Annotated in this window: 21 protein-coding genes and 2 pseudogenes; 4 read left to right on the forward strand and 19 right to left on the reverse strand. The window is 56.3% G+C overall.

What is annotated here, in order from left to right:
* Positions 1-57 precede the first annotated feature (57 nt).
* Positions 58-975, reverse strand: a complete 918-nt coding sequence (locus DSM25558_RS14700; protein WP_077105493.1) for an NADP-dependent oxidoreductase — start codon at positions 973-975, stop codon at positions 58-60.
* 90 nt (positions 976-1065) lie between these two features.
* Between DSM25558_RS14700 and DSM25558_RS14705 the strand changes: the two genes are divergently transcribed.
* Positions 1066-1830: an AraC family transcriptional regulator gene (locus DSM25558_RS14705; RefSeq protein ID WP_077105569.1), complete on the forward strand. Its 765-nt coding sequence runs from the start codon at positions 1066-1068 to the stop codon at positions 1828-1830.
* A gap of 78 nt (positions 1831-1908) precedes the next feature.
* Here the strand turns inward: DSM25558_RS14705 and DSM25558_RS14710 are convergent, their stop codons facing one another.
* The gene (locus DSM25558_RS14710; RefSeq protein WP_083716467.1) at positions 1909-2253 is read right to left on the reverse strand and encodes an HNH endonuclease; all 345 of its coding nucleotides are present in this window, start codon (positions 2251-2253) and stop codon (positions 1909-1911) included.
* 155 nt (positions 2254-2408) lie between these two features.
* Positions 2409-3620: an MFS transporter gene (locus DSM25558_RS14715; protein WP_077105494.1), complete on the reverse strand. Its 1212-nt coding sequence runs from the start codon at positions 3618-3620 to the stop codon at positions 2409-2411.
* 107 nt (positions 3621-3727) lie between these two features.
* On the opposite strand from DSM25558_RS14715, the gene DSM25558_RS14720 reads away from it, so the two are divergent.
* The gene (locus DSM25558_RS14720) at positions 3728-4168 is read left to right on the forward strand and encodes a winged helix-turn-helix transcriptional regulator (RefSeq protein ID WP_077105495.1); all 441 of its coding nucleotides are present in this window, start codon (positions 3728-3730) and stop codon (positions 4166-4168) included.
* A 329-nt stretch (positions 4169-4497) separates the two neighbouring features.
* Here the strand turns inward: DSM25558_RS14720 and DSM25558_RS14725 are convergent, their stop codons facing one another.
* From DSM25558_RS14725 to DSM25558_RS29360, 7 genes are all read right to left on the reverse strand, one after another.
* Entirely contained in the window at positions 4498-4806 is a 309-nt protein-coding gene (locus DSM25558_RS14725; protein ID WP_077105496.1) for a hypothetical protein, read from the reverse strand.
* A gap of 287 nt (positions 4807-5093) precedes the next feature.
* On the reverse strand, positions 5094-6389 hold the full coding sequence (locus tag DSM25558_RS14730) for an MFS transporter (RefSeq protein WP_077105497.1): 1296 nt from the start codon (positions 6387-6389) through the stop codon (positions 5094-5096).
* Between the two features lie 90 nt (positions 6390-6479).
* Positions 6480-6881, reverse strand: coding sequence for a MarR family winged helix-turn-helix transcriptional regulator (locus DSM25558_RS14735; protein WP_077105498.1), 402 nt, complete (start codon positions 6879-6881; stop codon positions 6480-6482).
* Positions 6882-7096: 215 nt separating this feature from the next.
* Positions 7097-8035 carry a nucleotidyltransferase and HEPN domain-containing protein gene (locus DSM25558_RS14740; protein ID WP_077105499.1) on the reverse strand — a complete coding sequence of 313 codons (939 nt, stop codon included), beginning with the start codon at positions 8033-8035 and terminating at the stop codon, positions 7097-7099.
* 154 nt (positions 8036-8189) lie between these two features.
* Positions 8190-8813 carry a cytochrome b gene (locus DSM25558_RS14745; protein WP_077105500.1) on the reverse strand — a complete coding sequence of 208 codons (624 nt, stop codon included), beginning with the start codon at positions 8811-8813 and terminating at the stop codon, positions 8190-8192.
* Between the two features lie 684 nt (positions 8814-9497).
* The gene (locus tag DSM25558_RS14750) at positions 9498-9689 is read right to left on the reverse strand and encodes a hypothetical protein (protein WP_077105571.1); all 192 of its coding nucleotides are present in this window, start codon (positions 9687-9689) and stop codon (positions 9498-9500) included.
* Positions 9690-9859: 170 nt separating this feature from the next.
* Entirely contained in the window at positions 9860-10273 is a 414-nt protein-coding gene (locus DSM25558_RS29360; protein WP_077105501.1) for a hypothetical protein, read from the reverse strand.
* Between the two features lie 198 nt (positions 10274-10471).
* Here DSM25558_RS29360 and traA point away from each other — a divergent pair, with 198 nt between their 5' ends.
* On the forward strand, positions 10472-13870 hold the full coding sequence (traA, locus tag DSM25558_RS14760; RefSeq protein WP_077105572.1) for a Ti-type conjugative transfer relaxase TraA: 3399 nt from the start codon (positions 10472-10474) through the stop codon (positions 13868-13870).
* An 86-nt stretch (positions 13871-13956) separates the two neighbouring features.
* Here traA and DSM25558_RS14765 read toward each other — a convergent pair whose 3' ends face one another.
* From DSM25558_RS14765 to DSM25558_RS14775, 3 genes and pseudogenes are all read right to left on the reverse strand, one after another.
* Complete coding sequence (locus DSM25558_RS14765) at positions 13957-14340, reverse strand: hypothetical protein (RefSeq protein WP_159442503.1); 384 nt, start codon at positions 14338-14340, stop codon at positions 13957-13959.
* A 63-nt stretch (positions 14341-14403) separates the two neighbouring features.
* The gene (locus tag DSM25558_RS14770) at positions 14404-14844 is read right to left on the reverse strand and encodes a helix-turn-helix domain-containing protein (RefSeq protein ID WP_077105503.1); all 441 of its coding nucleotides are present in this window, start codon (positions 14842-14844) and stop codon (positions 14404-14406) included.
* Between the two features lie 233 nt (positions 14845-15077).
* Positions 15078-15308, reverse strand: a pseudogene (locus DSM25558_RS14775) (type II toxin-antitoxin system RelE/ParE family toxin); the annotation flags it as partial.
* 18 nt (positions 15309-15326) lie between these two features.
* On the opposite strand from DSM25558_RS14775, the gene DSM25558_RS14780 reads away from it, so the two are divergent.
* Complete coding sequence (locus DSM25558_RS14780) at positions 15327-16115, forward strand: HpcH/HpaI aldolase family protein (RefSeq protein ID WP_077105504.1); 789 nt, start codon at positions 15327-15329, stop codon at positions 16113-16115.
* A gap of 107 nt (positions 16116-16222) precedes the next feature.
* Here DSM25558_RS14780 and DSM25558_RS14785 read toward each other — a convergent pair.
* The 6 genes and pseudogenes from DSM25558_RS14785 to DSM25558_RS14810 form a co-directional block, all read right to left on the reverse strand.
* A pseudogene (locus DSM25558_RS14785) lies at positions 16223-16497 on the reverse strand (ATP-binding protein); the annotation flags it as partial.
* Positions 16498-16659: 162 nt separating this feature from the next.
* Positions 16660-17448, reverse strand: coding sequence for a COG3904 family protein (locus DSM25558_RS14790; RefSeq protein ID WP_077105505.1), 789 nt, complete (start codon positions 17446-17448; stop codon positions 16660-16662).
* Entirely contained in the window at positions 17445-18764 is a 1320-nt protein-coding gene (locus DSM25558_RS14795) for a hypothetical protein (protein ID WP_077105506.1), read from the reverse strand. The genes DSM25558_RS14790 and DSM25558_RS14795 overlap by 4 nt, the downstream gene beginning before the upstream one ends.
* A gap of 609 nt (positions 18765-19373) precedes the next feature.
* On the reverse strand, positions 19374-19520 hold the full coding sequence (locus tag DSM25558_RS14800; RefSeq protein WP_077105574.1) for a DUF1127 domain-containing protein: 147 nt from the start codon (positions 19518-19520) through the stop codon (positions 19374-19376).
* A 170-nt stretch (positions 19521-19690) separates the two neighbouring features.
* Positions 19691-20623, reverse strand: coding sequence for a 3'-5' exonuclease (locus DSM25558_RS14805; RefSeq protein WP_077105575.1), 933 nt, complete (start codon positions 20621-20623; stop codon positions 19691-19693).
* A 770-nt stretch (positions 20624-21393) separates the two neighbouring features.
* Complete coding sequence (locus DSM25558_RS14810) at positions 21394-21996, reverse strand: hypothetical protein (protein ID WP_077105507.1); 603 nt, start codon at positions 21994-21996, stop codon at positions 21394-21396.
* Between the last annotated feature and the right edge of the window lie 38 nt (positions 21997-22034).

Consider the following 22034-nt stretch of genomic DNA (forward strand, 5'->3'; position numbering starts at 1 on the left):
GTCTATTTTGCCACAAACCGTGATCAGGGTAAGGAAAGGCCTGAAGAATGGGTGGAGCTAATCTGCTGGGGTGAGAACGATCTTGCCACGGGCGCGACCAGCCTGAGATAGCGTAAGTGCCTGCCTGATCTCTGCCAACGGCAGAACCGTATCGACGTGTGCTACCACTTTGCCAGCCTCGACCAGTTCAGCGATCGAGACCAGATTACGCGCGTTCGGAACGGTGAACGATCGCTTTACGCTGACCCCATAGCGCTCTGCTTCGTCGTTGGGGAAGGCTACGACCGTAACCATGAAACCGCCCTTCCTGAGTGTCTCGAAAGCCCGTTGAAATGTCTCTCCTCCCATTGTGTCGAGGACGATATCGACCTCGCGTGCCGCGTCTTCAAAGGGTCGGGTTGTATAGTCGATGAACTCGTCGGCACCGAGAGCACGAACGAAGTCTTCGTTGCGACCCGACGCTACCGCTGTGACATGCGCCCCGCAGGCCTTGGCGAACTGAACGGCAAGAGAACCGACCCCGCCCGAACTGTTTGTGATGAGAAGACGTTGTCCGGCGGAAAGTCCTGCTTCATCGAAAAGCGCCTGCCACGCAGTGGAGCCTGCAAGTGGGAGGGCCGCTGCATGAATGACGTCGATATTACCAGGCGTACGCACGACATTGATTGCTTTGGCAACCGCATAGTCTGCAAAGGCACCGGTGTGTACCATACCGAAGATGGTATCACCCTGCTGGAAGTTGTCGACGCCAACACCAAGCTTTTCAATCGTGCCGACAAATTCGCTTCCGAGGTGGATCGGCAGGGTCATTCCCATGCGCTGGCCCATGCCCCCACGAATTTTCCAGTCAATCGGGTTCACGCCTGCCGCGTGAACCTTCACCAAGACCTCACCAACCCCTGGCTGGGGCCGATCGACCTCAGCGATCTCCACCACATCATTGGACCCGTACTCCCGGATAATAGCGGCTCTCATCTTCACGTCTCCTGAATATTGACCTAATCTCTAATAAAGGCGTAGTTTCTCGATGTGATGCCAATCGGCATCGCAGACAGGCCATTCCAGATGCACCCACCTTTCAATGTCCATCGCATGATCAAACCAAGCGGTTCAGCCCTGCCGTTACATAGTCATGATGAAGCGCAACTCACCTATGCTGCGTCTGGTATGATCCAGCTTCATACAGACGAAGGTGTCTGGCTCGTGCCTCCTCAGCTTGCGGCATGGATTCCGGCAGATGTTCCCCATCGCCTGGATATCATAACGGATGCCGAGCTTTGGATGGTGCAGTGGCAACCAACTGCAATCGCAACCTGGGCTCCTCCAAATTTCCCGGATCGCGCCTTCGCATCCAAGGTCACACCGTTACTCCAGTCACTGCTTGCCGCGGCCGTCGAAGACGATGCGTCGTCGGTTAAAGCAGAACTTGTCGTGAGGCTGATACTCCTTGAATTGAGCGCAGTGTCAGATGCACCCACCTACCTTCCAATCCCCAGCAACGCTGTCGCAAAGCGGGTAGCTGAGATCGCTCTTGGCGATCATCGCAATCGCATGGATTTGAACGAGTTGGCATCGCGAGCCGCAACCTCGGTTCGGACAGCAAGCCGTCTGTTTCCGATGGAGACCGGAATGACGCTCAAAGCCTGGAGGCAACGGGCGCGGATCGTAAAAGCCATGGAGCAGCTTGCCCTGGGCAAGGCAATCGCCGAAGTGGCGAGCGACGCAGGCTTCTCAAGCACCGCCGCGTTTTCCTGTGCGTTCAGGCAGGTGACCGCGACAACACCCGGCGCTTTCATAGGCGAACCTCGACATCAAAAGCACCTGTTGTAAATGTCAATATCCGTTTTTTTTAAACGCGTTGCCCCCATGGCCGCATTCGCTTTTAACCGAGAAACTCGCCTGTTAGAGTTAGCGGCCTCGACGGAATGACTGCCGTGATTCCTTTGCAGTATCTGAAAAACCCGAAGGCTTGTTCCTGACCCAGTTGACAAATGTCTGCACCGCAGGATCTTCCAAGATGGCCTCGATCGTGGAAAACTTCTTGGCGAGTTGGGCATCGGTGAAGATCGAATGTATCTGGTCGTGACAGATACGGTGCAGGCAGACGGTTTTCTTTCCACCCTTACTCTTGGGAACGAGATGATGCTCGTCCCTCTGATCATCCGGGATGACGCGCTCGCACATCTGACAGAACACGGGCTCTGGCTTAGGCTCGTCCCATGAAGCCAACTCATCTCTATTCTTGCGGGCCAACGCTTCATCTTTCCTAATGTAGACCCCGGATGCTGTTCCCGAGGATCGGTGCTACTGTCAACACGCGGACGCCAGTAGCACGAACCAGTCAGAACCGCATCGCTTCTTATGGCCCAAACCCGTCATTGACGATTGTACTGGATGAAGCGTGGTGCTTAATTGGTCCTCTCCGATATCTCGCTTTTGATCCATAATGCCAGCGCAATTGCACTGAACGCGGCCCCGACGAGAGAAATCCCCATCCAGCCGAACCTTGAGTAGATCGTCGTGGCGGCAATAGCGCCGACGGCGCTGCCAACCGAGTAAAAGACCATGTAGCCTCCGATCAACCGGCCGCTTTTTTGCGGGTTGAAAGCCACGATGGCGCTGAGATTAGTGACGTGGACTGCCTGTACCGCCAGGTCCATCAAGACGACGCCTACAAGCAGCAGCATCATCGAAACCGGAAGGAGAGCGATAAGTCCCCAGGATGACAGCAGGATCGCCAGAGAAAACCCTGTTGTCCATCGACCGTGCCCCCTGTCCGCAACTCTTCCAGCGCATGTAGCGGCAATCGCTCCCGCCAGTCCAACCAGTCCAAACAGGCCTATCCTCGTATGTGAATAGGAAAATGGTGGGGCGCTGAGCGGAAGGACAAGCGCAGTCCAGAAGGTGCTGAAGGCAGCAAAGATCAAAAGTGCAAGCACGCCTCGATACAGCAAGCTCCCCTCCCGGAGAAACATCGTTGGAATAGAGAGTAAAGCATGGGTATACGTCTCCATGTTCTGTTTCGCATATTGGCGCGGCAGCATCGACATGAGAACGATGACCATCACAAGTGCAATAAAAGCAGAGATCAAATACACCGCCCGCCATCCGCCGATATCTGCAATCGCTCCTGAAAATGATCGAGCGGCAAGAATGCCTGTTACGATTCCGCTGGTAACCATGCCGACGACCCTACCCCGCTGGGCAGTAGTGGCTAAAGCCGCTGCCTGAGCAACAAGTGTCTGTACGAGAACAGCCGACAAGCCGACCGCACCCATGCCTGCCAGCAACATCGCGCTCGTTCCTGCCGTCCCGACAGTCACGAGAGCGATCCCCAACAACAATCCCTGAGCAATGATGAGTTTACGACGGTCGATGAGATCGCCAATCGGGACGATGAAGATCAACCCCAAGCAGTAACCGACCTGCGTCACCATCACGATGAGGCCGACAGTGGCTGCCGGTATTCCAAGATCATGCGCCATCAGGTCAAGCAAAGGCTGTGCGTAGTAGATGTTCGCGACGCTCAGACCGGCTGCGGCGGCAACGATCAGGGTCTGCACTCCCGACAATCCCTCCACCTCCACTCCTGGCGCAGCATTGTTTGTTTTCTTTTCCATTTGGCGGCCCTTGTTATCGTGTTTTCGGTCCACTCCCAGACCACTTGGCTCACCGCACTTCTAGTTCTAAAATAGAACCAGTTTCTGAAGGACGGAGGATGTGACTGATGGTGAAACGTGTGAGCCTGTGGAATTCCGGTTGTCCGGTGGCGCGTTCTCTCGATGCAATCGGAGACTGGTGGTCGCTCCTGATCATCCGCGATGCTTTCGATGGCAAGCGCCGGTTCGGTGAGTTCCAGAACGGGCTCGGCATCAGCAGGGGCGTATTGACCACTCGGCTTCGTGAGCTGGTAAGCCGCGGAATTTTTGAGACCGCACCAGCATCGGATGGAACTGCCTACCGGGAATATGTCCTTACCGCAAAGGGACGCGGGCTGTTCCCAGTCATCGTTGCACTCCGGCAGTGGGGCGAAGATTTCTTGTTCGCCGACGGCGAAGAACGTTCATCACTGGTGGATCAAGAGACCGGTATGCCAATCGCACGGCTCGTTATCCGATCCGCCGATGGTCGACCCCTTAATTGGAACGAAACGCGGGTGACAATCTGAGCATCTGAAGGTCGGTGGGTTGCTCTCACGCAAGCGTACACAATTGGCGCAAAGCAGTTGGGGATGCCCCTCCACACCAACCGATCCCGCGTTTGCCGCAACCAGTCGCGCAAAGACCCGGTGAAATCCGAACGGCACGCCTTCCCGCCGGTCAGGGATGAAGTCGGTCCGACCGAGAACCGACATGGATGGCAATACAACACCCGGTAGGTTTTCAGTCGCTGCAACTTGAATTTCATGCGAACCGGCATGGTGGCGCAAGACGACGATGAGGTATGAGATGACAGGAACCTGGTGTCTGAGTCATAAACGCAACAAACCGGACTATCTCAGACCAGGGACACCGTCGTCCCACTATCCAGAACAATGTACAGGTCCCTGATCATGCCAGCAGCGAGAAGAAATGTGTCTCGAACCTGGCTGTCATCACGCCATCCTCGCTCAACGGATAATGCGGTCGTGTGAATATCAAGCACGATATCACGGCCGGGGCCGTTCGGAATACCGACTGCTTCGCGCAAATCCTTGATCGTTGCGACGGCACGCTCCGACATCCGACGCTTTTGAAACGCATCGAGACGGTCGATGCGATTGGCATCTCGAACAAGGTCACCAATGAAATCTGTCGTCAGGCTCATGGTTGAAAAATGCCGCACGCATCCGACTTTTCAAGTCTCGGCGGAACAAAAAGTACCAAAATTAGCGCTTTGATTTTCTCTGTGATCCAACAGCATCACCACACAACCGATACACGTAATTTCTACGGCTGTCGTCATCCAGCGAACGCTGGCCGATCCACCTGTCGTTACCGAAACCTCCCCACTACCTGGCAGAACCGACGTGCGGCTTAACGAACTGCTGCCGGTTCGAATGACAAGAAGAAGCCCGCCCCGCACGGACTTCTTCTATTTCCAGCGGAACCAGATCAGGCGGCCTGTGGAGCCATCGCGGCAGCGCCTGGCTTTTTCAGCAGCATGACGGCGACAGCGGCGAGCAAGCACATGACGCCTGCAATCTGCAGGGCCGGCATGTAGGTGTCGTAATCGCTCTTGAACCAGCCTGCACCGAAGGCCGCAGTCGCCGCACCGAACTGGTGGCCGGCAAACACCCAGCCGAAGATGAGGCCGGCCTTTTCGCGTCCGAAGTTTTCCGCTGCGAGTTTGACTGTCGGCGGGACTGTCGCCACCCAGTCGAGGCCGTAGAAGATGGCGAAGACGGACAACTCGATGGTGCTGAAGCCGGAGAATGACAGGTAGATCAGCGACAGGCCACGTAGTCCGTAAAACCAGAAAAGCAGGATGCGGTTGTCGTATCGGTCTGAGAGCCAGCCGGCAAAGATCGTGCCGACGAAATCGAAGATGCCAATGACGGCAAGCGTGCCAGCGGCGGTGACGGCGGCCATGCCGAAATCGCCGCAGATGGAGATCCAGTGCGTCTGGATCAGCCCATTGGTGGAGAGGCCGCAGATAAAAAAGGTACCGAAAAGGACCCAGAAGACCGGACTTCCAGAAACGCTCTTCAGGGTAACGAGTGGGGATCCGAGCGTGGTCAGGATCTTATGATCATGCTTTGGCGGCTTGGATATGGTGGTTTCGCCATAGGCAGGCAGGCCGACATCGGCGGGGTGGTCGCGCATCAGCAGCAGCACGAGTGTGAAGGCGATGGCCAGCACGGCAACCGTCATGGTCAGCGCCGTGCGCCAGCCGTATGCTTCAGTGAGTGCTGCCAGAAGCGGTAGGAACACCAGCTGGCCCGTGGCATTGCTAGCCGTCATCAGGCCGATGACGAGGCCGCGGCGTTTCGAAAACCAGCGGGTGGCCACGGTGGCACCGAGCACCAGAGCGGTCATCCCAGTGCCGACACCGATGACGACACCCCAGAGCAGCAGCAACTGCCAGACTTCAGTCATGAAAAAGGAGGCGACGATGCCGAACACGATCATACCGAGCGCGGTTGAGACGACCTGACGGATGCCGAAATGGTTCATGAAGGCGGCGGCGAATGGTCCGAGCAGCCCGAACAGGACAAGGCGCACGGCCATGGCGGTGGAGATGTCGGCGATATCCCAGCCGAATTCCTGATGAAGCGGCTGGATCATCACGCCGGCCGAGCCCATGGCCCCGGCGGTTGCCAGCATGGTCAGGAAGGTGGTCGCGGCGACGACCCATCCGTAATGAAGTTTTCTCGCCGCCATCCTGCCGGCAACGCCTGTCGATATCATTGGTGATCCCTTCGTATGCCGCTGTGATACAGTGATATTAAGGGTAGCTACCCGCATTTGCGTGTGGAAACCCGTATCCGGTTCAAAAAATCAGAGTTCTGCGAGGAGTTCCTGAAGTTGCCGCGCCTTCTCGCGCCCGAGGCGGGCCTCTATGTCGTCCTGCACGCCATCCCAGAGGGGAGCACCCTTATTCAGTATCTCGCGACCTTTCTCTGCGATCATCAGCACTGCCTCGCGCTGGTCTTCCCCGTGTCCGATAGCGATCAACTCCAACCGTTCCAGAACCTTGGCATTGCGGCCGACGGTTGAGCGGTCAAGTTCCACCTTATGCGCCAGATCGGTCAGCGATACCGGCTCCATCCTACGGATGTTTCTGAGCAGGCTGAACTGGCCGATATTGACGCCCAGCGGAGCCAGCGCCTCGTCATAATAGGACGAGACCTTCCGGGTCGCGTTGCGCAACAGGATGCAGTGGCACGTATCGTTCGACATGGTTCACGGGTATATACCCGGACTTGTGTTTAAGCAAGCGGGTGTCCACCCACGATTTGATCAGGCCGCGGCGCGTGAAGCAAGCATGGTACGGATGTCTCCGCCGTGATTTCTGCTTTGGCCGCAAAAGCTGCAGACCATGACATCATCGTCGCTCGAAAACAAAATCCGTCTTGCCGCTCGCAGCCTGTCTTTGAGAGACAGTTCGACCAGCATTACTGTCCGTCTGCGTGATAGGATTTTCCATTCGCATCCTCTTCAAGCTTTAGCAGATGCTCTTCGCAAACGTGTTTGACCAATTCGAGAAGATGAGCTGTTCGTTCACCCAGCCAGACGAGCGCTTCCTCGCTGATCTCGAAATATTTGGAATACCGAGCCTTTACATAGGCTTCGTTGATTGTGTTGAACCAGGCCCGTTCCCGATGTTGATCGCGCGGAAACGCCTCCACTAAACGAAGGTCCTGCTCTTCCGCGAGCGAGCGCAGAAACTTGATGTTGTGGGAAGCAGGGCCGTAGTTAGTCAGTGTCAACAGAACGCAGGAATAGGCCTGCTCGATTGCTTGATGAAGCTCAAAACTGGCAACTTTCGCGTGACCTTCGCTCTGATAAAACTTCGAACCTTTGAGGAACGTCATAGCAAGATCAAAACGCTCCCGAAAATGCTCTCGCGCCACCCTCAACCGCTCTTCCGCAGTGAGCGGCTTCGGCTCTGCCAATGGCTCGTCGTCCAACTCATAGAGAACGATACCTTCCTTGCGGATGTCCGAGAAGAAGTAATGACCTTCCTTCAGCTGCGTGTTCACCTCACGGCGTGAATGAACGATGAACTGGGTCGGCGTTTCGATAAAGCTGTCGCGGATCAGCCGGTCGGCTGCCTTGTACCAGTATTCGGCAAAGTCGGTCAGCTTGCGATTGTTGACGATAACCAGAATATCGAAGTCCGAGCGATAGCCCTTCATCGTGTGCGGTTCGTCGACAAAGGTCCCTCGGGCATAGGAGCCGAACAGGATGATTTTGAGAATGCGTCCGCGCTTCTTGAAGTCGGATGTTCCCTCGCCCAGCGCATCCTCGAACTCCTCGTGCAGGATCTCCAGCGCACGGGCAAGCTCGCGTTGCTTGCGGGGCGGGATATGATCGAGGGAAGACTTCATCATGGCAGCAGGTTCTGAATGGCTCGTGGTCGTGACGACTCTCTTAAAGGTGGTACTGGAGAACCTTACACAGTTCAACCAAAACAACAATTGCAAGAAATCCCGATAGAGCGTTGACACACATCAAACAAAGGCTTCCGCTACGATCCGTCAGCTTTCAACCACGACGCTGTTTCGGTGCCTGCTTCGGTGCTGGATTGGGTGTCGCATGCTTCAGCGGTCGCTCACCAGTCGCTCCGCTTTTGTCCAGCCTCCCCGTCATGCGACCAAGCGTTTGGTCCCTCCACCTCAACTGGTGCACGAGCGCCATGATGACATGGCCAGCAATCAGGATCGACAGACACCAGGCCAGCAAAGCGTGAAGGAGATTGGCCGGTGTCATCATCCACGCCACCTCCACCCCACTTGCCGGGATCCACGGTTCCCAGCCCTTGCCGCTGCCATAGGCACGCAACAGAGCCAGTCCAGGAATGGTAAACATCAGGACATAGAAACTGACGTGCACGGCAACAGCCGCGAAACCGGATACGCTTTGCGATTGGACCGGTCGACGCTTGCGATGGACGAGTGCCCAGATGGCACGGATGACGACAAGGCCGATCACCACCAGGCCGACGGTGCCATGACCGGGCCCAAACGATGTCACCGTTGTCACCCAGTTCCTATCACCGAACAAACGCCACGTCACGATGACGAGAAACTGCCAGATCAGCAGATACGCCATGGTCCAATGGAGCAACCGGCTGACCCATCCATAACGGTCCGGTCTGTCCATCCACATGCGAGAATTCCTGTTTGTCATCGCCTGCCCCTAGCCGCCGTCGACGGAGAGCGCAACGGATGGATCCGACCAAGAGCCGTCGTTGGGATCTTGGCCTGCGTCCCCCTTACCCATTGGTGCCGGACGCACGCCCGTCCTGCCGGTCACTACGGCGCTATGGTGAGCGCGTTCCCGTCAGGACAGGCTCATCGCTCAAACCTCTCTCCCGTCCCTCCCCTGCAAATTTCAAGCACGCCATATCCGTTGAAGCGGGAGGCGGTGCGTCAAATCAAGGGTCACTCGGTCTAGAACCTCAATTCAACACCTTCGAATTTTGCAACATTGCGGTGCGCAATCGCCATCGGACGCAAAAGCGAGGCCGTGAGACGGCAGTGGCTGCAGCAAAAAGACAGGGTGTTGAAGTCGCAGTTTTTTTGGGGAGCGCTATTCCGGAGATGGTTTTGCAGCGTGGAAATTTCCGAAACAATGAATTGGGGTCGGGCCTATTGGTTCTCGACAGTCCCGTTACCGTCCAAAATTATCGTGGTGGCCGCGCGGATGTTCTACGCCATCAAGTGATGCCACGATCAGGCGAAAACGGATAGAAAAACCAGCCGACGCTAAGACCCACCATGGTGGTGCCTTGGCTTCCCAGAACCAGGCGTTTTGGAACCCTCGACTTTGCACATCGAGGGTTTTTGACGTTCAATTCACTGGCGTTGCACCCGTCGTGCCGCACTTTGCAAATTTACCCTTTGCGTCTTTGCACTGAACGACTTTTTTCTTGACCGGTTCGCACTTCACAAACTTGCCTTTTGCGTCTCTGCATTGCTCAGCGCCGGCCGGCGCAGCAACAAAGGAGATCAAAGCGACGCTAACGAAAACAGATTTCCACATGTCAAATTCCTCCAGGCGCGGATGAGCCACGCTATTGATAGACCGGTCAGACAGAAATGCTAGATGCGCTCCAGGGCTGTCAAGCTGGAAACGAAGCCACAATTTGACTTGCTTCAACCGTTGGACCGGAATGGTCTCTTGGACTTTTACCCTCTCACCGCTCGAGCGGTTCAAGTGCGAGCGGTCTTGAGTAGGTCCCCATCCAAATCGCTGTCTTCATGATTGTCTTTGCTGCCGGTCGCACCGCTCGCACCGGTCGCACCGCTCGCACCGGTCGCACCGCTCGCACCGGTCGCACCGGTCGCTCCTTGTCCCTGCACCGTCTGGCATCCGCCCAGCAGATCTGCGACCAATGCACGATCGGCATCACGACTGAGAAACGCCGGCAGTTGGGTTCCAAGCCATCGCTTCAGATCGTTATGCTCGCTGGTATCGCCACTCTGCGCCAGCCGCTCCAGCAGAAACGAACCGAGCAATATCTTGCGCCGGGTTTCCTGCGCGCGCTCCTGTTTGCCCAGTCGCGATTGCAAGGCGCGCTTGCGCTCTTCGAGCTCTTTGATGCGTTGCGCGATCGGCTTTCTCATGACGGCGTGCTCCTTTGACGATTTGGCCTTGGGGCTATTCGAACTCCAATCTCTCAGGTCCCGCAACATGCAGATCTGCACGTCGCCAGCCCGGCCTGCTGGTGCTAGCCGTCCCGTGTCGAGAGCAACAAGGGCGCACTTACGAGTTGCGGCGTATGTGACCCAACCGTTTTGCGCGGCGGGAAAGGACAGGTGAAGGTGGCGATTTACCATCTCAGCGGCAAGTCTGTCTCCAGATCGGGTGGCCGCAGTGCGGTCGCCGCGATCGCCTATCGCACCGCAAGTCTGCTGGTGAACGAGCGCGATGGCCTGGTGCATGACTTTACCGCCAAGCAGGGTGTTGATCATTGCGAGATCGTGCTTCCCGATGGCATCGATGCCGACTGGGCACGCGATCGCTCGGCATTGTGGAATGGCGCAGAGGCCGCCGAGAAACGCTGCGATGCCCGTGTTGCCCGCGAGTTCGAAATCGCCCTTCCACATGAGCTGAACAACAACGATCGTTTGTCGCTGACGCGTGCCTTTGCGCAGGATCTCGCCAACCGCTATGGCACAGCCGTCGACTTCGCCATCCACGTGCCCCAGGGCAAAAACGATACCCGCAATATCCATGCCCACGTGATGATGACCACGCGGGTGGTAACGTCGGATGGCCTTGGCGACAAAACGCTGATCGAGCGCGAGAACAAATGGCTGCTTGCCCATGATCTACCCACCTCTCACCTGCAGATGCGCGATATTCGCCAAATGTTCGAACTGCATGCCAACCGCCATCTGATGCGCGCTGGTCTTGATGTGCGGATCGATCATCGCTCACATCTGGAGCGCGGTCTGGAGATCGAACCGACCGAACACATGGGCGTGCATGCCAGCCAGATGCAACGACGCGGTCTCGATGTGTCGCGCACCCGGCTGGAGGAGCAGGCAGCCAAACGAAACGCTGCGCTCATCCGACGCAAACCCGACGAAGTCCTGCGGCTTATCACTGACGAAAAGAGTGTCTTTACCCGTCACGATATCGCCCGAACACTCCATCGTTATATCAACGACAGTCACAGCTTCCAACACGCGCTTGCTGCCGTCATGGCCTCACCGCAACTAATCGAGTTGCAGCCCGGGCAGGACGACGAACTGGCCCGTTATTCGACACGCGAGATGGTCGCAATCGAGCATGCCATGGCAGCCAGTGCGCTGCGCATGGCAGAGCGCAATGGCCATGGTGTGAGAGCAGATCGTGTCGGCGATGCGCTTGATCATCAGGATGCCCTCTTGAATGGCAGTAAGCTCAGTGGCGAGCAACGGACAGCTGTGCATCATATCACATCAAGCCAGCGGATTGCAGCCGTGATCGGCTTTGCCGGTGCTGGCAAATCCACCATGCTGGCGGCGGCACGCGACGCCTGGGAGCGCCAAGGTTTTACGGTTCATGGAGCAGCCCTTGCTGGCAAGGCAGCCGAAGGTTTGACGCAATCATCCGGCATTGCTGCCCGCACTTTGGCATCATGGGAATATGGCTGGCAAAACGGCAAAGGCGAACTTCAGCGCGGCGACATCCTTGTCATCGACGAGGCCGGCATGGTGGGAAGCCGACAGCTTGCGCGGATCGTAAAGGAGGTCGAGGCTCGGGGTGCCAAGCTCGTTCTGGTCGGCGATCATGAGCAACTTCAGGCAATCGGTGCAGGCTCGCCCTTCCGCGCCATTGCAGAGCGCGTCGGTTCAGTCGAACTGACAGAGATCCGCCGGCAGAAACAAGATTGGCAGCGGCAGGCATCAATTGCCTTTGCCACCCATCGCACCGGTGATGGACTGGCGGCTTACGCTGAACAGGGCAGCGTCCAGTTTGCCGATGACCGAGATCAGGCGCGCGAACAACTCGTGGCTGACTATCTCGCTGATCTCAATCAGAACCCATCCGCATCCCGCATTGCTCTCGCCCACCGCCGGGTGGATGTTCGCGCCATCAATGACGGGATCAGAGAGGCACTTCAGGCGCAGCGGCTGCTTGCGAAAAGCGATCGTCAGGCACTCCACAATGGCCCCGTCAAAACGATTGGCGATGGTCAAAGAACAGAGGAAGGACACGCAGCCACGGCTGGTGCCTTACAAGCTGATCACAACCGTCAAACCGATCGTGAGATCGTCTACCAGACGGTCAACGGCAAGCGGGGCTTTGCACCCGGCGACCGCATCCTTCTTCTGGAAAACAATCGCGATCTCGGCGTCAAGAACGGCATGTTGGGAAGGGTGGAGGCCGTCGAGCCGAACGCAATACAAATACGCCTCGACGGATCTTTCGCTGGACAAAACGATGCCCGCCTTCTGTCTCTACCCGTCAAAGATTACCAAAGTTTTGATCATGGTTACGCCACCACCATTCACAAGGCTCAAGGCGCCACCGTCGACCGCGCCTTCGTCATGGCATCATCCACCATGGACCGGCATCTGACCTATGTTGCCATGACCCGCCATCGCGATCAGGCGACCCTTTATGCTGGTCGCGATGAGCTCAAAAACATCACCGCGCTCAGCGAGAGTATGAGCCGTTCCGGTGCCAAGGAGACGACGCTGGATTATGATAAGACCTTTGCCGAGCGGCGCGGGCTGATATCAAAGCTTAACGAGAAAGATGAGATAAAACTTGAACTTCAAAAAGCGATCGCGCATGACGTCCAGCACCCCGCCGGGCAACCCGTGGGGCAAGAGCAGGATCGGCCGTTTGATCGCAGGCAGGCTTACGAGGAGCCCGTTAACGATCTGGCTGGTCCTGCTCGCAAACGCCAACTGTCGAGCGGCCTGACACAACCAAGCACCAAAAATGACGAACCGTTCGTCGCGTATGGCGAGCCTCCCGCCCCGCTCATCCCCGCCGTCACCCAATATGCCAAGACCATCGAGGACATCGCGCGCGAAAAGGCCTTGCCCCATCTGACCAGAGACATGGAAGCCGTTCGGTCTGTCGGCCGCGACGTCTACCTCGATCCGGACCATGCTGTCGCCTTCCTCACCTCTGCCATCACCGAGAAGGAAATAAAGGGACAGGTCCTGGCCAAATCACTCGTCGAGACCCCCGAGCAGTTCGGGGCCTTGCGCGGCAAGGCCGGGCTATTCGGTGACAACCGGGAACGCAAGCTTGCCCGCCAGTTGAGCAACGCCCTTAGCAGCCATGTCCTCTCCGCGACCAAGACCTGGCAGCGCCGCCTGGAGGCAGAGCGCCGGTCAGAAACCTGGAAACGCGAACGCCAGGATATCGTTGAAGTCCCGGGGCTTACACGCGGCAGTGAAGCACTTCTACGGCAGCTCGCCAGCCTATCCCATGCAGACCGACCTGCGTTCCTCAAGCAATTGCTGACAACGCCGGAAGGCACACAAGCAATGACTGAGGCTCGCACGATCGCAAACGCCCTCGAGCAGCGCCTCGGCAGCGCCGATCCTCGCAACCTAAAACCAGAGGCGCTTCGGCTGGGGCCGGACCTTGCCAAACAACTCGACCAGATCAAACAGGTTGCTCGCATCGTTGAACGGGTACAACGGGCTGAGCTCACCCTGCAGCAAGATCTCAAACAGTCCTTGACGAAAAGCCTGGGGTTGAGGATGTGAAATCTCTAAGTGAAACGGAGTCGATCATCGATAATGGTCGCAGCGCATTGCGCCTGTAACGATCGGATACATCTAGCGACAAGAAGCTAGATCAGAAACCAGATCGCGATTGCCAAGACTATGCTGAGAGCGATGACGTGCCTCACCGCCGGCAAACGGCCGGGCGTGTGTGCGGCGGTGACGGGGACAGGTTCCCCAGCCGATGACGATCGCTCGACACTCAAGGCTGAGGAAACGACATCGCTTGTCGTGTCTGTCGTCGTCGCGTGTACTACTGCGGCAGACGGCATTGCCCCAACGGCAACAACTCTCGAGGACACCTCATCGGACTTGACCGTCATAGACACCCCGCAACCGGATCTGAGTTCGTCAACGACCTTCTGGGCTGCAGCGGCCTCGTTATCGGCTTCGACAAGGGATGTGTGCATAACAAGGAAAAAGGACATCGCTTCCAGAGCTGTCAGAACCAAACCATCATCAGCAAAAAACGCCGATATTACCGCGATATTAAGCGACTTTGAGCATGACCAGGATCATGCGTCGTCGGGTCGTGCAGGCGATGGTTCAGCATTGAGCAACACTCTCGTCTCCTTTCGATCACCAAGAGATTTGATAAGATCCAGAACCCGTTGGCGAATGCCGCCGTCGTCGATTGCCAGAAATGCATTGGCGAGCGAGATGGTCTCTTTTGAATGTGACTCCAACTGAACAATGGTTGTTCCCACCAGCGCCTTATCAGACGACGTGCTAGAACCACCCTCGAAGAAGAAAGAAACGGGTACATTCAAAAGTTCAGAAATGTGTTGAAGTCGGCCGGCACCCACGCGGTTTACACCCTTTTCGTATTTCTGGACCTGCTGAAACGTGATCCCGAGAGCGTCACCAAGCGTCCCTTGGCTCAGGCCAAGCGTCGTGCGGCGCACGCGAATACGCGAGCCAACATGGATATCAATGGCAGTGGCTGACTTGGTCATGACGGGCGAGCTCCAAACCTATGCGGATGAATAAGTGCAACAAATCTCTCGCAGCTGCAACCGAACGCTTCTGATCCTATGTCGATTCTACATCGTCCTCGTCGGGGTTTGGAGCCACCGATGGCACCCTATGCGATTGCCTCGAAAAGACGTGCGGTAAAATTCTGAACTCCGCCGCCTTGATGAGATTCGCACTTACGACCAGTATGTTGTAAATTTGGTGAAGTGGTTGGTTAGAAAGAATCTCCTGCACAATCTTCATGGCCGTGCCGTATGCGGATGACGAATACGATAACATCTTCAATGATGCGATACACGACAAGGTGAGCCTTGAAAGGATGGATTCTGACAGGAGGATAAATCTCATGGCGTTCGCGTGCCATTCTTGGGTTGATGGCGATGAGATCGAGCGAGGCAAAAAGCTCATCGTGATATCGTTTGGCGACTAGTGCTCCGAAGATGCGGAAAGTGAGTGTTTTAGGATGATTAAAATTGGTAATCGTTTTAAAGAAGGACTTAGCAGGAATGATCCGCAACTAGGCCTGTGGGTCAGCCTGTGCAACGTAGCCTCGGCGGAAATCGCGGCCGGTTCCGGGGCAGACTGGCTTCTAGTTGATATGGAGCACGCGCCGAACGAGATCTCGACTGTTGCGGATCAGTTACGCGCAGTTGGTGAAGCCGCCTCTGTCATAGTTCGCCCACCGACCTCAGAACCTGTAATTACAAAGCGTTTGTTAGATATCGGCGTTAAAACGTTGATGTTTCCTATGATAGATACCGCAGCGCAGGCCAGTGCAGCGGTAAGTTGGACTCGATATCCTCCGGAAGGGAAAAGGGGCATATCGAGTGTGGTCCGAGCCTCAAATTATGGTCGAGACACAAGCTATGTCGCGCGTACATCTACCGAAATATGCGTGATAGTGCAGGCTGAGACGCCGCTGGCGCTGGAAAATATTGACGAGATTGCTGCGGTTGCGGGAATTGACGCAATCTTCATCGGACCTGGCGATTTGGCTGCATCAATGGGCTATATCGGCCAAACCAATGTAGAGCCCGTCCAGCGCGCGATCGCCGAAGCGATAACGCGCATAAACAACGCAGGCAAAGGTTCTGGCGTGCTCGCCTACGGCCACGCGGCGGCGACTAGAGCCATTGGCCAGGGGGCGGGTTTTGTCGCTGTAGGCGCGGACACGTGGATACTCGCGCGCGAAACAAGTGCTTTGGTGGAGAGCTGCCGGTCGGGTTTTCCGGCCCGAGAGCCTGAGCCATGACTTGTGGTATCCGCAGCGGAGGAGAAAGTGCCACGAAACTGTTAATGTGCGTATTGTCAGTATTGTTAGTCCCTTGGCCCGTCAATCAGCGTTTGAAAGTTTCCACTTCAGGCGGAGTTCTGAGCCGTATTTTTACGTTGTGCAAACCGGAATGGATCGTTTCCGGTTTCGAGGATGACACAGTGATGTGTGATCCGGTCGAGAAGTGCAGTCGTCATCTTGGCGTCGCCGAATATGGTGACCCATTCGGCAAACGGCAGGTTGTTGTGACGAGGAGCGATGTTTTTTCGTAGAGCTGGCTGATAAGATGGAACAGTAGCGCACCACCCGCTGCTAGAAACGGCAGGTAGCCCAGTTCGTCGAGAATAACAGCGTTTACCTGCTGTAGCTGCTTTGGACATTCATCCGAATTGGATCACAACAAAGTGGAAACTTTTAAACGCTGTTTCCGCCCGAAACCTGGTAACTTGTTTGACAATGCAAGACAGCTCTTCGAGGATTTCAGGGTATGGCCGTGAGTTTTCGAGATGTCTGACATCGTGCATCAGCCATCGCTTGGCCCAGCCACCGGTCTTGCGTCGGTCGTTAGCCGGTATTCCAACATTTCTGCGGGTGTGAGATAATAAAGTTGGTTGGGCGGGGTCTCCAGCGCATGGATCCACAAACCGGCCCCAATACCCATTTCGTCGAGATGTCGTGCGACGCGCGCTGTGGTTGCCTGAGCACCGGACATAGCTTGCTCCGGTGATGGGCGCTCAATGCCTGCATTGAACACCTGATGTACGCCCACCACGGCATCTCTTTCGGCCGATCGCGTGACGCCACCGGCAAAAACGATTGGGCAGGAAGAGGCGCAAAGCGCCTTTTCCGCAACCTTCGTGGCGATAGTCTTCTCCCGGATCAGCTTGGACATCGCAATGGCGTCATCGACCGAACCTCCCGGTGAGTTCAAAGAGACCAATTTGATGTACTCACCACGGGCCTCGACCTCACTGGCAAAACGGCCGGCTGCGCCTAGATCGATGGTGCCTTCGGCCACGAGCACCCCACCCGAGACAAGATTGAATGTCATCGGCTTGCGCAAGACTTCCTCCGGGCTTGAGGGTTGGACTGGCGGCGCGCCAGTCGCTCCTGGCGCGGTCGTTGGCGGGAGAAAGATCGGCACCTCCGGCAATGTTTCAAGACCCGGTCGTGCCACTTCGGCCGTGCTGATCTCCCGAATGTCGATCACCAGAAAGGCGGCCGCTGCCGCCAGCAGTACATAAAAGGCTCCGCGCATCAGCACGCCGTCATCCATGCCGATCAACGCCTTTAACGCGGATGCCGGTTTCATGTCGCCGGACCTTTGCGCGGCGTTTTGTTGAGACCGAGACTGGTGATGTTGTTTGCCTCCGTCTCGTCGTTTTCGTCTACGGCTTCGGCAACGGCATCGACTGTGGCCTGCGCTTCTGAAGCCAACATCGCTTCCGCGGCTATAGCCTTGTGCATCGCCATCGTCTGCATCAGTTCTGCCACGGTGATCCGTTCGGCGAACGGCATGGCCTCTTCCTGCCTGCGAATTGCTCCATTTACCACGGCAAGAATGAACACCAAAACACCCGGCAACAGGTCGATGGAAATGGCCCCTGCCCAAGCGGGAATGAAATCAGAAGCATAACGTAGAACGGCTTCTGCCGACGAGAGCGGCACGAAACGCCGCTCGGCCACGGGCGCACGTGAGAGAATTTCGTCGGCGGCGTCGGACAACACCTTGGATTGCGCCGCAACCGAGGTGCGGATGGTTTCCATCACGCGGTCCTGGCGGGTGATCAGATCCTGTTCACCGCCGTCGGGGATTGGAGCGATGAAGCCAAGCGAAAGATCGTCGGCGGCACGGCGGATGGAGGGAGCGATTGAGGTTTGCCCCAGCGAGGTAATGACGCCGGTCAGGGCCACAACCTCCGACGAGAACTTGTCTGCGCGTGGTTCTACGACGCCGGGTGCCGAGACGAGACCACGCATGGTCTCGAGGCGTTTCTGGCCTTCGTTGAACAGGCTGGTAACCTGCTCACGCGAGGCATTGATGCCGGTTTCCAGCTCGTTCAGTTGCGACGACATCTGCGACAGCAGTGAGACGACACTGCCGGAACCGGTGGTGCCGGTCAGCGCGCCAGACTGTCGTTCGGATGCCGCAAGCTGGGTGAACCGCTCCTTGGCGCGTTGAATGTCCGGTAACAGGCTCTGTGCTGCCAGCGCATTCTGGTGCGCCTGATCCAAATCTTCCGTGTAATCCTCGACCGTTTCCGCAAGATGCTGCTCAAGTGCCGCCGATCCCGCGAGCGCGGCAGCATTCAACCAGCTCGACATTGCCAGGATCATCACGCAGCCAGCGGCCATCACCGCCAGCATGGCGGTGCGGCTCGAACGGCTAGTGACGTGCGGATAAAACCGCGCCATGTAGGACCAGAAGGCATAGATGCCGACGGATACGGAGGCGGAGTAGATGATGGCGGCAAAAAAGACCGCAGTCGGCGAGCCGTCCAGAATGCTGCGCACACCCAGATAGGTGTAGACGCCGGAAGCGAGTGCGAGAACGGCAAGGGCGAAACGTGTCATCGTTTCAACCGCCGCCAGGCTTTCCTGCAAGCGATGCGATGCGCCAAGCGCCATGTTCGAACTCCGGAGAAGGAATGTATTCCTTATACACTTAATTAAAATTCGGCGAATTCAAGGCTACTAAAAGATCAGAGTTCCGCAGCAAACCGTAGCCGGTCAACTTTCGGTTATTCTTGCGTGAAAAAGCTGCGGTAATGATCTTCTAATTAGAAAGGAAAGACAAGCGGCGTGTGCGGCTAATAGGCATCAACCTGTAGTTACTTAAGGCCGAGGAAAGCGGGCGAAAACCGCATTAATTTCCCGCGTGATGATCAGCTGCAAAACACAAAAGCCTGCCGCGGGAGGGGGTGCGGCAGGCTTTTCGAAAAGAACCGAACAACGGCTGGGAGGATCGCCGGTGTTCCTACACACATTCCTTTGGGAGGAGGAGTGGGGAGTCTGAAACCGAAGTTTGCGGCAGGAGGTGCATCACTTCGATGAAATCGACATACCCGTTCTCTCTGCACACAAAACAGACTTTGATGCAGTACAGCCATGCGATTGTACATGACCTCAAACTTTTGGTCAGGGATCGTCAGCATGGCGCCTCGCGGCAGGCTAGACGCAGAAGCGCCCGCGTCATTAGCGGGCGTCGTATCACTCGGAGTGGGCAGGAACCGCCGCTTAGCGGGCGACGGACTGCCGAGCAACGCTGTCGATGTCGGCACGATTGATGCCGAGGTCCTGCAGTTCGCGCGAGTTCATTCGGCCAAGTTCGGTAACGGTCTGACGGTACTTGCGCCAGTTGTTGAAGGAGCGTGCTACGTTCATGATGATCCCCTTTCGTGAGGTCTCTTGACGCCAGCAACCTTGCTTCGGTTCCAACGTCGTTTCGATGGTTGGAATATAGGCCACATGGACGCCCGACGGTAAGGCACAAGGTCTCAGGTCGGCCATGCGCTCAAAGCAAGGGTCCAACAAGAGATGAGTTTAAGGGGCGATCAAGCCCGGAATCGGTCGAAGGCAGTTAGCCGTCTGGTTGGTGGATCAGCGTCCGGATAGCGGTAGATCTCGTCCCGGAGATAGCGCAGTTCATCATCAATCGCTTCCTCCCCAACCTCAATCCACCAGGACTTAGGGCGGCCATCGTTTCCGTCGGACCAGCGATAGCCTCGCGCTTTTAGTTGGTCTTTCATGTCGAAGGGACTGTTCTCCGCAAAGATTCGGACACGCGACCGCTGGCTTGCTTCATAGAGTTCGGCGAACGCGGTGGAAGCGAGTCCATCCACGTCACGGGCCAGGACCTCCAATAGCGCAAAACAATCATCGACAGCCCGATGACCATCATGGAAGTAGCCGGCCTGGCTGATGAGGTAGCCGAGCTTGGTGCCTTCATATCCGCGCGAAGCCCAGTCGATCTCGGAGTTGGAGCAAGCCCAGGCCTTACCGGAGAACAGATCAGAAAACGCCTCGCAGAATGGCCGGTCGAAACCAGCATTGTGGGCGATCACCAGATCCGCTGGTTCGATCAGCGCCCGCAACGCAGCTATATCGATTGATTGCCCGGTCACCATCTCATCGGTGATCCCGGTGAGCCTGGTGATTTCTGAGGGAATGGAGATGGTCGGCTGCTGAAGCCCTCCATAGATCGCGGTCACATCGCCCATGCTTCCTGCCCCATCGAATGTGAAAGCGATCACGCCAATTTCGATGATCTCATCCTTGCGAGCATTGAGGCCCGTGGTCTCGGTGTCGAGAATGATGCCCTTGAGGGGGTACTCTGGGCGTGAGAATGGTGAAACTGCGCGTGGCACCAGTTTTTGCAGGATCCGGTAGCGGCCTGTCTCCGACAGATGACGGACCATGTCCTCTTCGCTCACGGGGATGACATGCTTTTCGACCTTGGCGGATTTGGAGCCACCACGCGTCACCATCTGGCCCCGCGGAGCCTGCTCCGAAAACATGTCAAACTGTTCTGCCATTCCCGTTGTCAAAGCCTCGCCGCCAATTTGCTTACTTCAAACCACGGCACCATCTTCAGATCAACCTTGTTTGTGGGATCTGATTTCAGCCATCTGGCGAGCAAGGTTCACCGCGCAGTTTCACGCAGTGTAAGCTCTTGGTTCTTTAGCCAGTAGCGTCCAAAATAGGACGGGCATACCAGCTGTAGCATGAACTGCGAAAGCCGTCGCCTTCGGCACGACCGGTTAACTGGGTTGCCGCAGGAGGTTTAGATTAGCGCCGGCAATAAGCCGGAAACCGGGACTGGCAGCCCCGGCGCGCAGGTCCACTCTTAATCAGCGATCGCAGCAGTAGCGCTTTTGAGCAGTCAGATGTCGAACTTCTTGATGGATGTTTCTTGATGTTCACAGGCATTAGAAAGCCGGCATCGTTCAGAAGATGCAGGTGATAGTGAATGACGTCGTCTCGATGTCCATCAACGGCCACCTCTTGATTACTTCCGCTCATGAAAAGACCCCCAAAGACCATTAATATCTGTTGCTATGGATTCGAAAGAGGCATGTGAGGGGCAGCTCTTGAGCGGATATGAACCGGAGACCTTTAACTATAAATGCAAGGCGATATTTCCGGCAGTCTGTCTGTGTACTCGCCGATCGTTTCGGAATCAATTCCTTAGCAAAAAGGATCTTTCTGGAAACATACCAGATTGATGCAGTCCGACTGTCGATTTGGAAAGCGCGATCTAAGTCGCAGCCGAATTCAACGCCGATTTTAAATACCGAGTTGCGAGAAGATTACCCCTTTCCTTTGCTAACGATAAAGCGGCATCGCAATATGCTTTAAAAGGATCCGAGCCATCCAAGAAAACTGCCGCCGTCTTTTCAATTACAATCCCGGAAAAAAAAGAGGGCATTCCCTCTTCATTGCGAAGGCAGCAACCAATTAGTAGTATGTCCCGGTGAGTATTGTCAGGGTTAGTCGTGTAGCTTAGCGTACACCGCTGTCCCGAAGATATCGCAAAACGAAGGCCTCCAGCTACCTGTGGCCGATCTTTTGTGGCGACCCGTGATAGTACATCTTCAACACCAACGCCGGATGATAGGTTCTCCAAATCCAGCCCGTGTAACGCACCAAACAGGCCGTCCCCGTGAAACAAATTTCCTGAGACGAACCATGTGAAAAACCCCATCTCCGGGATCACAAGCCGAACTGTTTCCCGTTTAGAAGCTAAATTAGCGGGAATATCATTCAGCAGCCCTCGACTGACACCCAGGTTTACCCTGACGTCTATCAACAGCCCTGCAATTTCTGAAGCAAGAACTTTCGCGCGCTCCGCTTGCTGCATTTTGATAAATTCCCCAAGTGCTATTTGCGAACATTAGT

Origin of the sequence: Agrobacterium sp. DSM 25558 (genome assembly GCF_900100825.1) — a bacterium.
In the GTDB taxonomy this organism is placed as follows: Bacteria; Pseudomonadota; Alphaproteobacteria; order Rhizobiales; family Rhizobiaceae; genus Agrobacterium.

Bases quoted from the DNA above. Each gene is read 5' to 3' on its own strand.
- DSM25558_RS14740 (WP_077105499.1), bottom strand. From the start codon at position 8,035: ATGATGAAGTCTTCCCTCGATCATATCCCGCCCCGCAAGCAACGCGAG.
- DSM25558_RS14750 (WP_077105571.1), bottom strand. From the start codon at position 9,689: ATGTGGAAATCTGTTTTCGTTAGCGTCGCTTTGATCTCCTTTGTTGCT.
- DSM25558_RS14700 (WP_077105493.1), bottom strand. From the start codon at position 975: ATGAGAGCCGCTATTATCCGGGAGTACGGGTCCAATGATGTGGTGGAG.
- DSM25558_RS14720 (WP_077105495.1), top strand. From the start codon at position 3,728: ATGGTGAAACGTGTGAGCCTGTGGAATTCCGGTTGTCCGGTGGCGCGT.
- DSM25558_RS14735 (WP_077105498.1), bottom strand. From the start codon at position 6,881: ATGTCGAACGATACGTGCCACTGCATCCTGTTGCGCAACGCGACCCGG.
- DSM25558_RS14805 (WP_077105575.1), bottom strand. From the start codon at position 20,623: ATGGTGACGCGTGGTGGCTCCAAATCCGCCAAGGTCGAAAAGCATGTC.
- DSM25558_RS29360 (WP_077105501.1), bottom strand. From the start codon at position 10,273: ATGAGAAAGCCGATCGCGCAACGCATCAAAGAGCTCGAAGAGCGCAAG.
- DSM25558_RS14730 (WP_077105497.1), bottom strand. From the start codon at position 6,389: ATGATATCGACAGGCGTTGCCGGCAGGATGGCGGCGAGAAAACTTCAT.
- DSM25558_RS14715 (WP_077105494.1), bottom strand. From the start codon at position 3,620: ATGGAAAAGAAAACAAACAATGCTGCGCCAGGAGTGGAGGTGGAGGGA.
- DSM25558_RS14770 (WP_077105503.1), bottom strand. From the start codon at position 14,844: ATGACCAAGTCAGCCACTGCCATTGATATCCATGTTGGCTCGCGTATT.
- DSM25558_RS14800 (WP_077105574.1), bottom strand. From the start codon at position 19,520: ATGAACGTAGCACGCTCCTTCAACAACTGGCGCAAGTACCGTCAGACC.
- DSM25558_RS14705 (WP_077105569.1), top strand. From the start codon at position 1,066: ATGCACCCACCTTTCAATGTCCATCGCATGATCAAACCAAGCGGTTCA.
- DSM25558_RS14725 (WP_077105496.1), bottom strand. From the start codon at position 4,806: ATGAGCCTGACGACAGATTTCATTGGTGACCTTGTTCGAGATGCCAAT.
- DSM25558_RS14745 (WP_077105500.1), bottom strand. From the start codon at position 8,813: ATGTGGATGGACAGACCGGACCGTTATGGATGGGTCAGCCGGTTGCTC.
- DSM25558_RS14795 (WP_077105506.1), bottom strand. From the start codon at position 18,764: ATGGCGCTTGGCGCATCGCATCGCTTGCAGGAAAGCCTGGCGGCGGTT.
- DSM25558_RS14810 (WP_077105507.1), bottom strand. From the start codon at position 21,996: ATGCAGCAAGCGGAGCGCGCGAAAGTTCTTGCTTCAGAAATTGCAGGG.
- DSM25558_RS14780 (WP_077105504.1), top strand. From the start codon at position 15,327: ATGATTAAAATTGGTAATCGTTTTAAAGAAGGACTTAGCAGGAATGAT.
- DSM25558_RS14790 (WP_077105505.1), bottom strand. From the start codon at position 17,448: ATGAAACCGGCATCCGCGTTAAAGGCGTTGATCGGCATGGATGACGGC.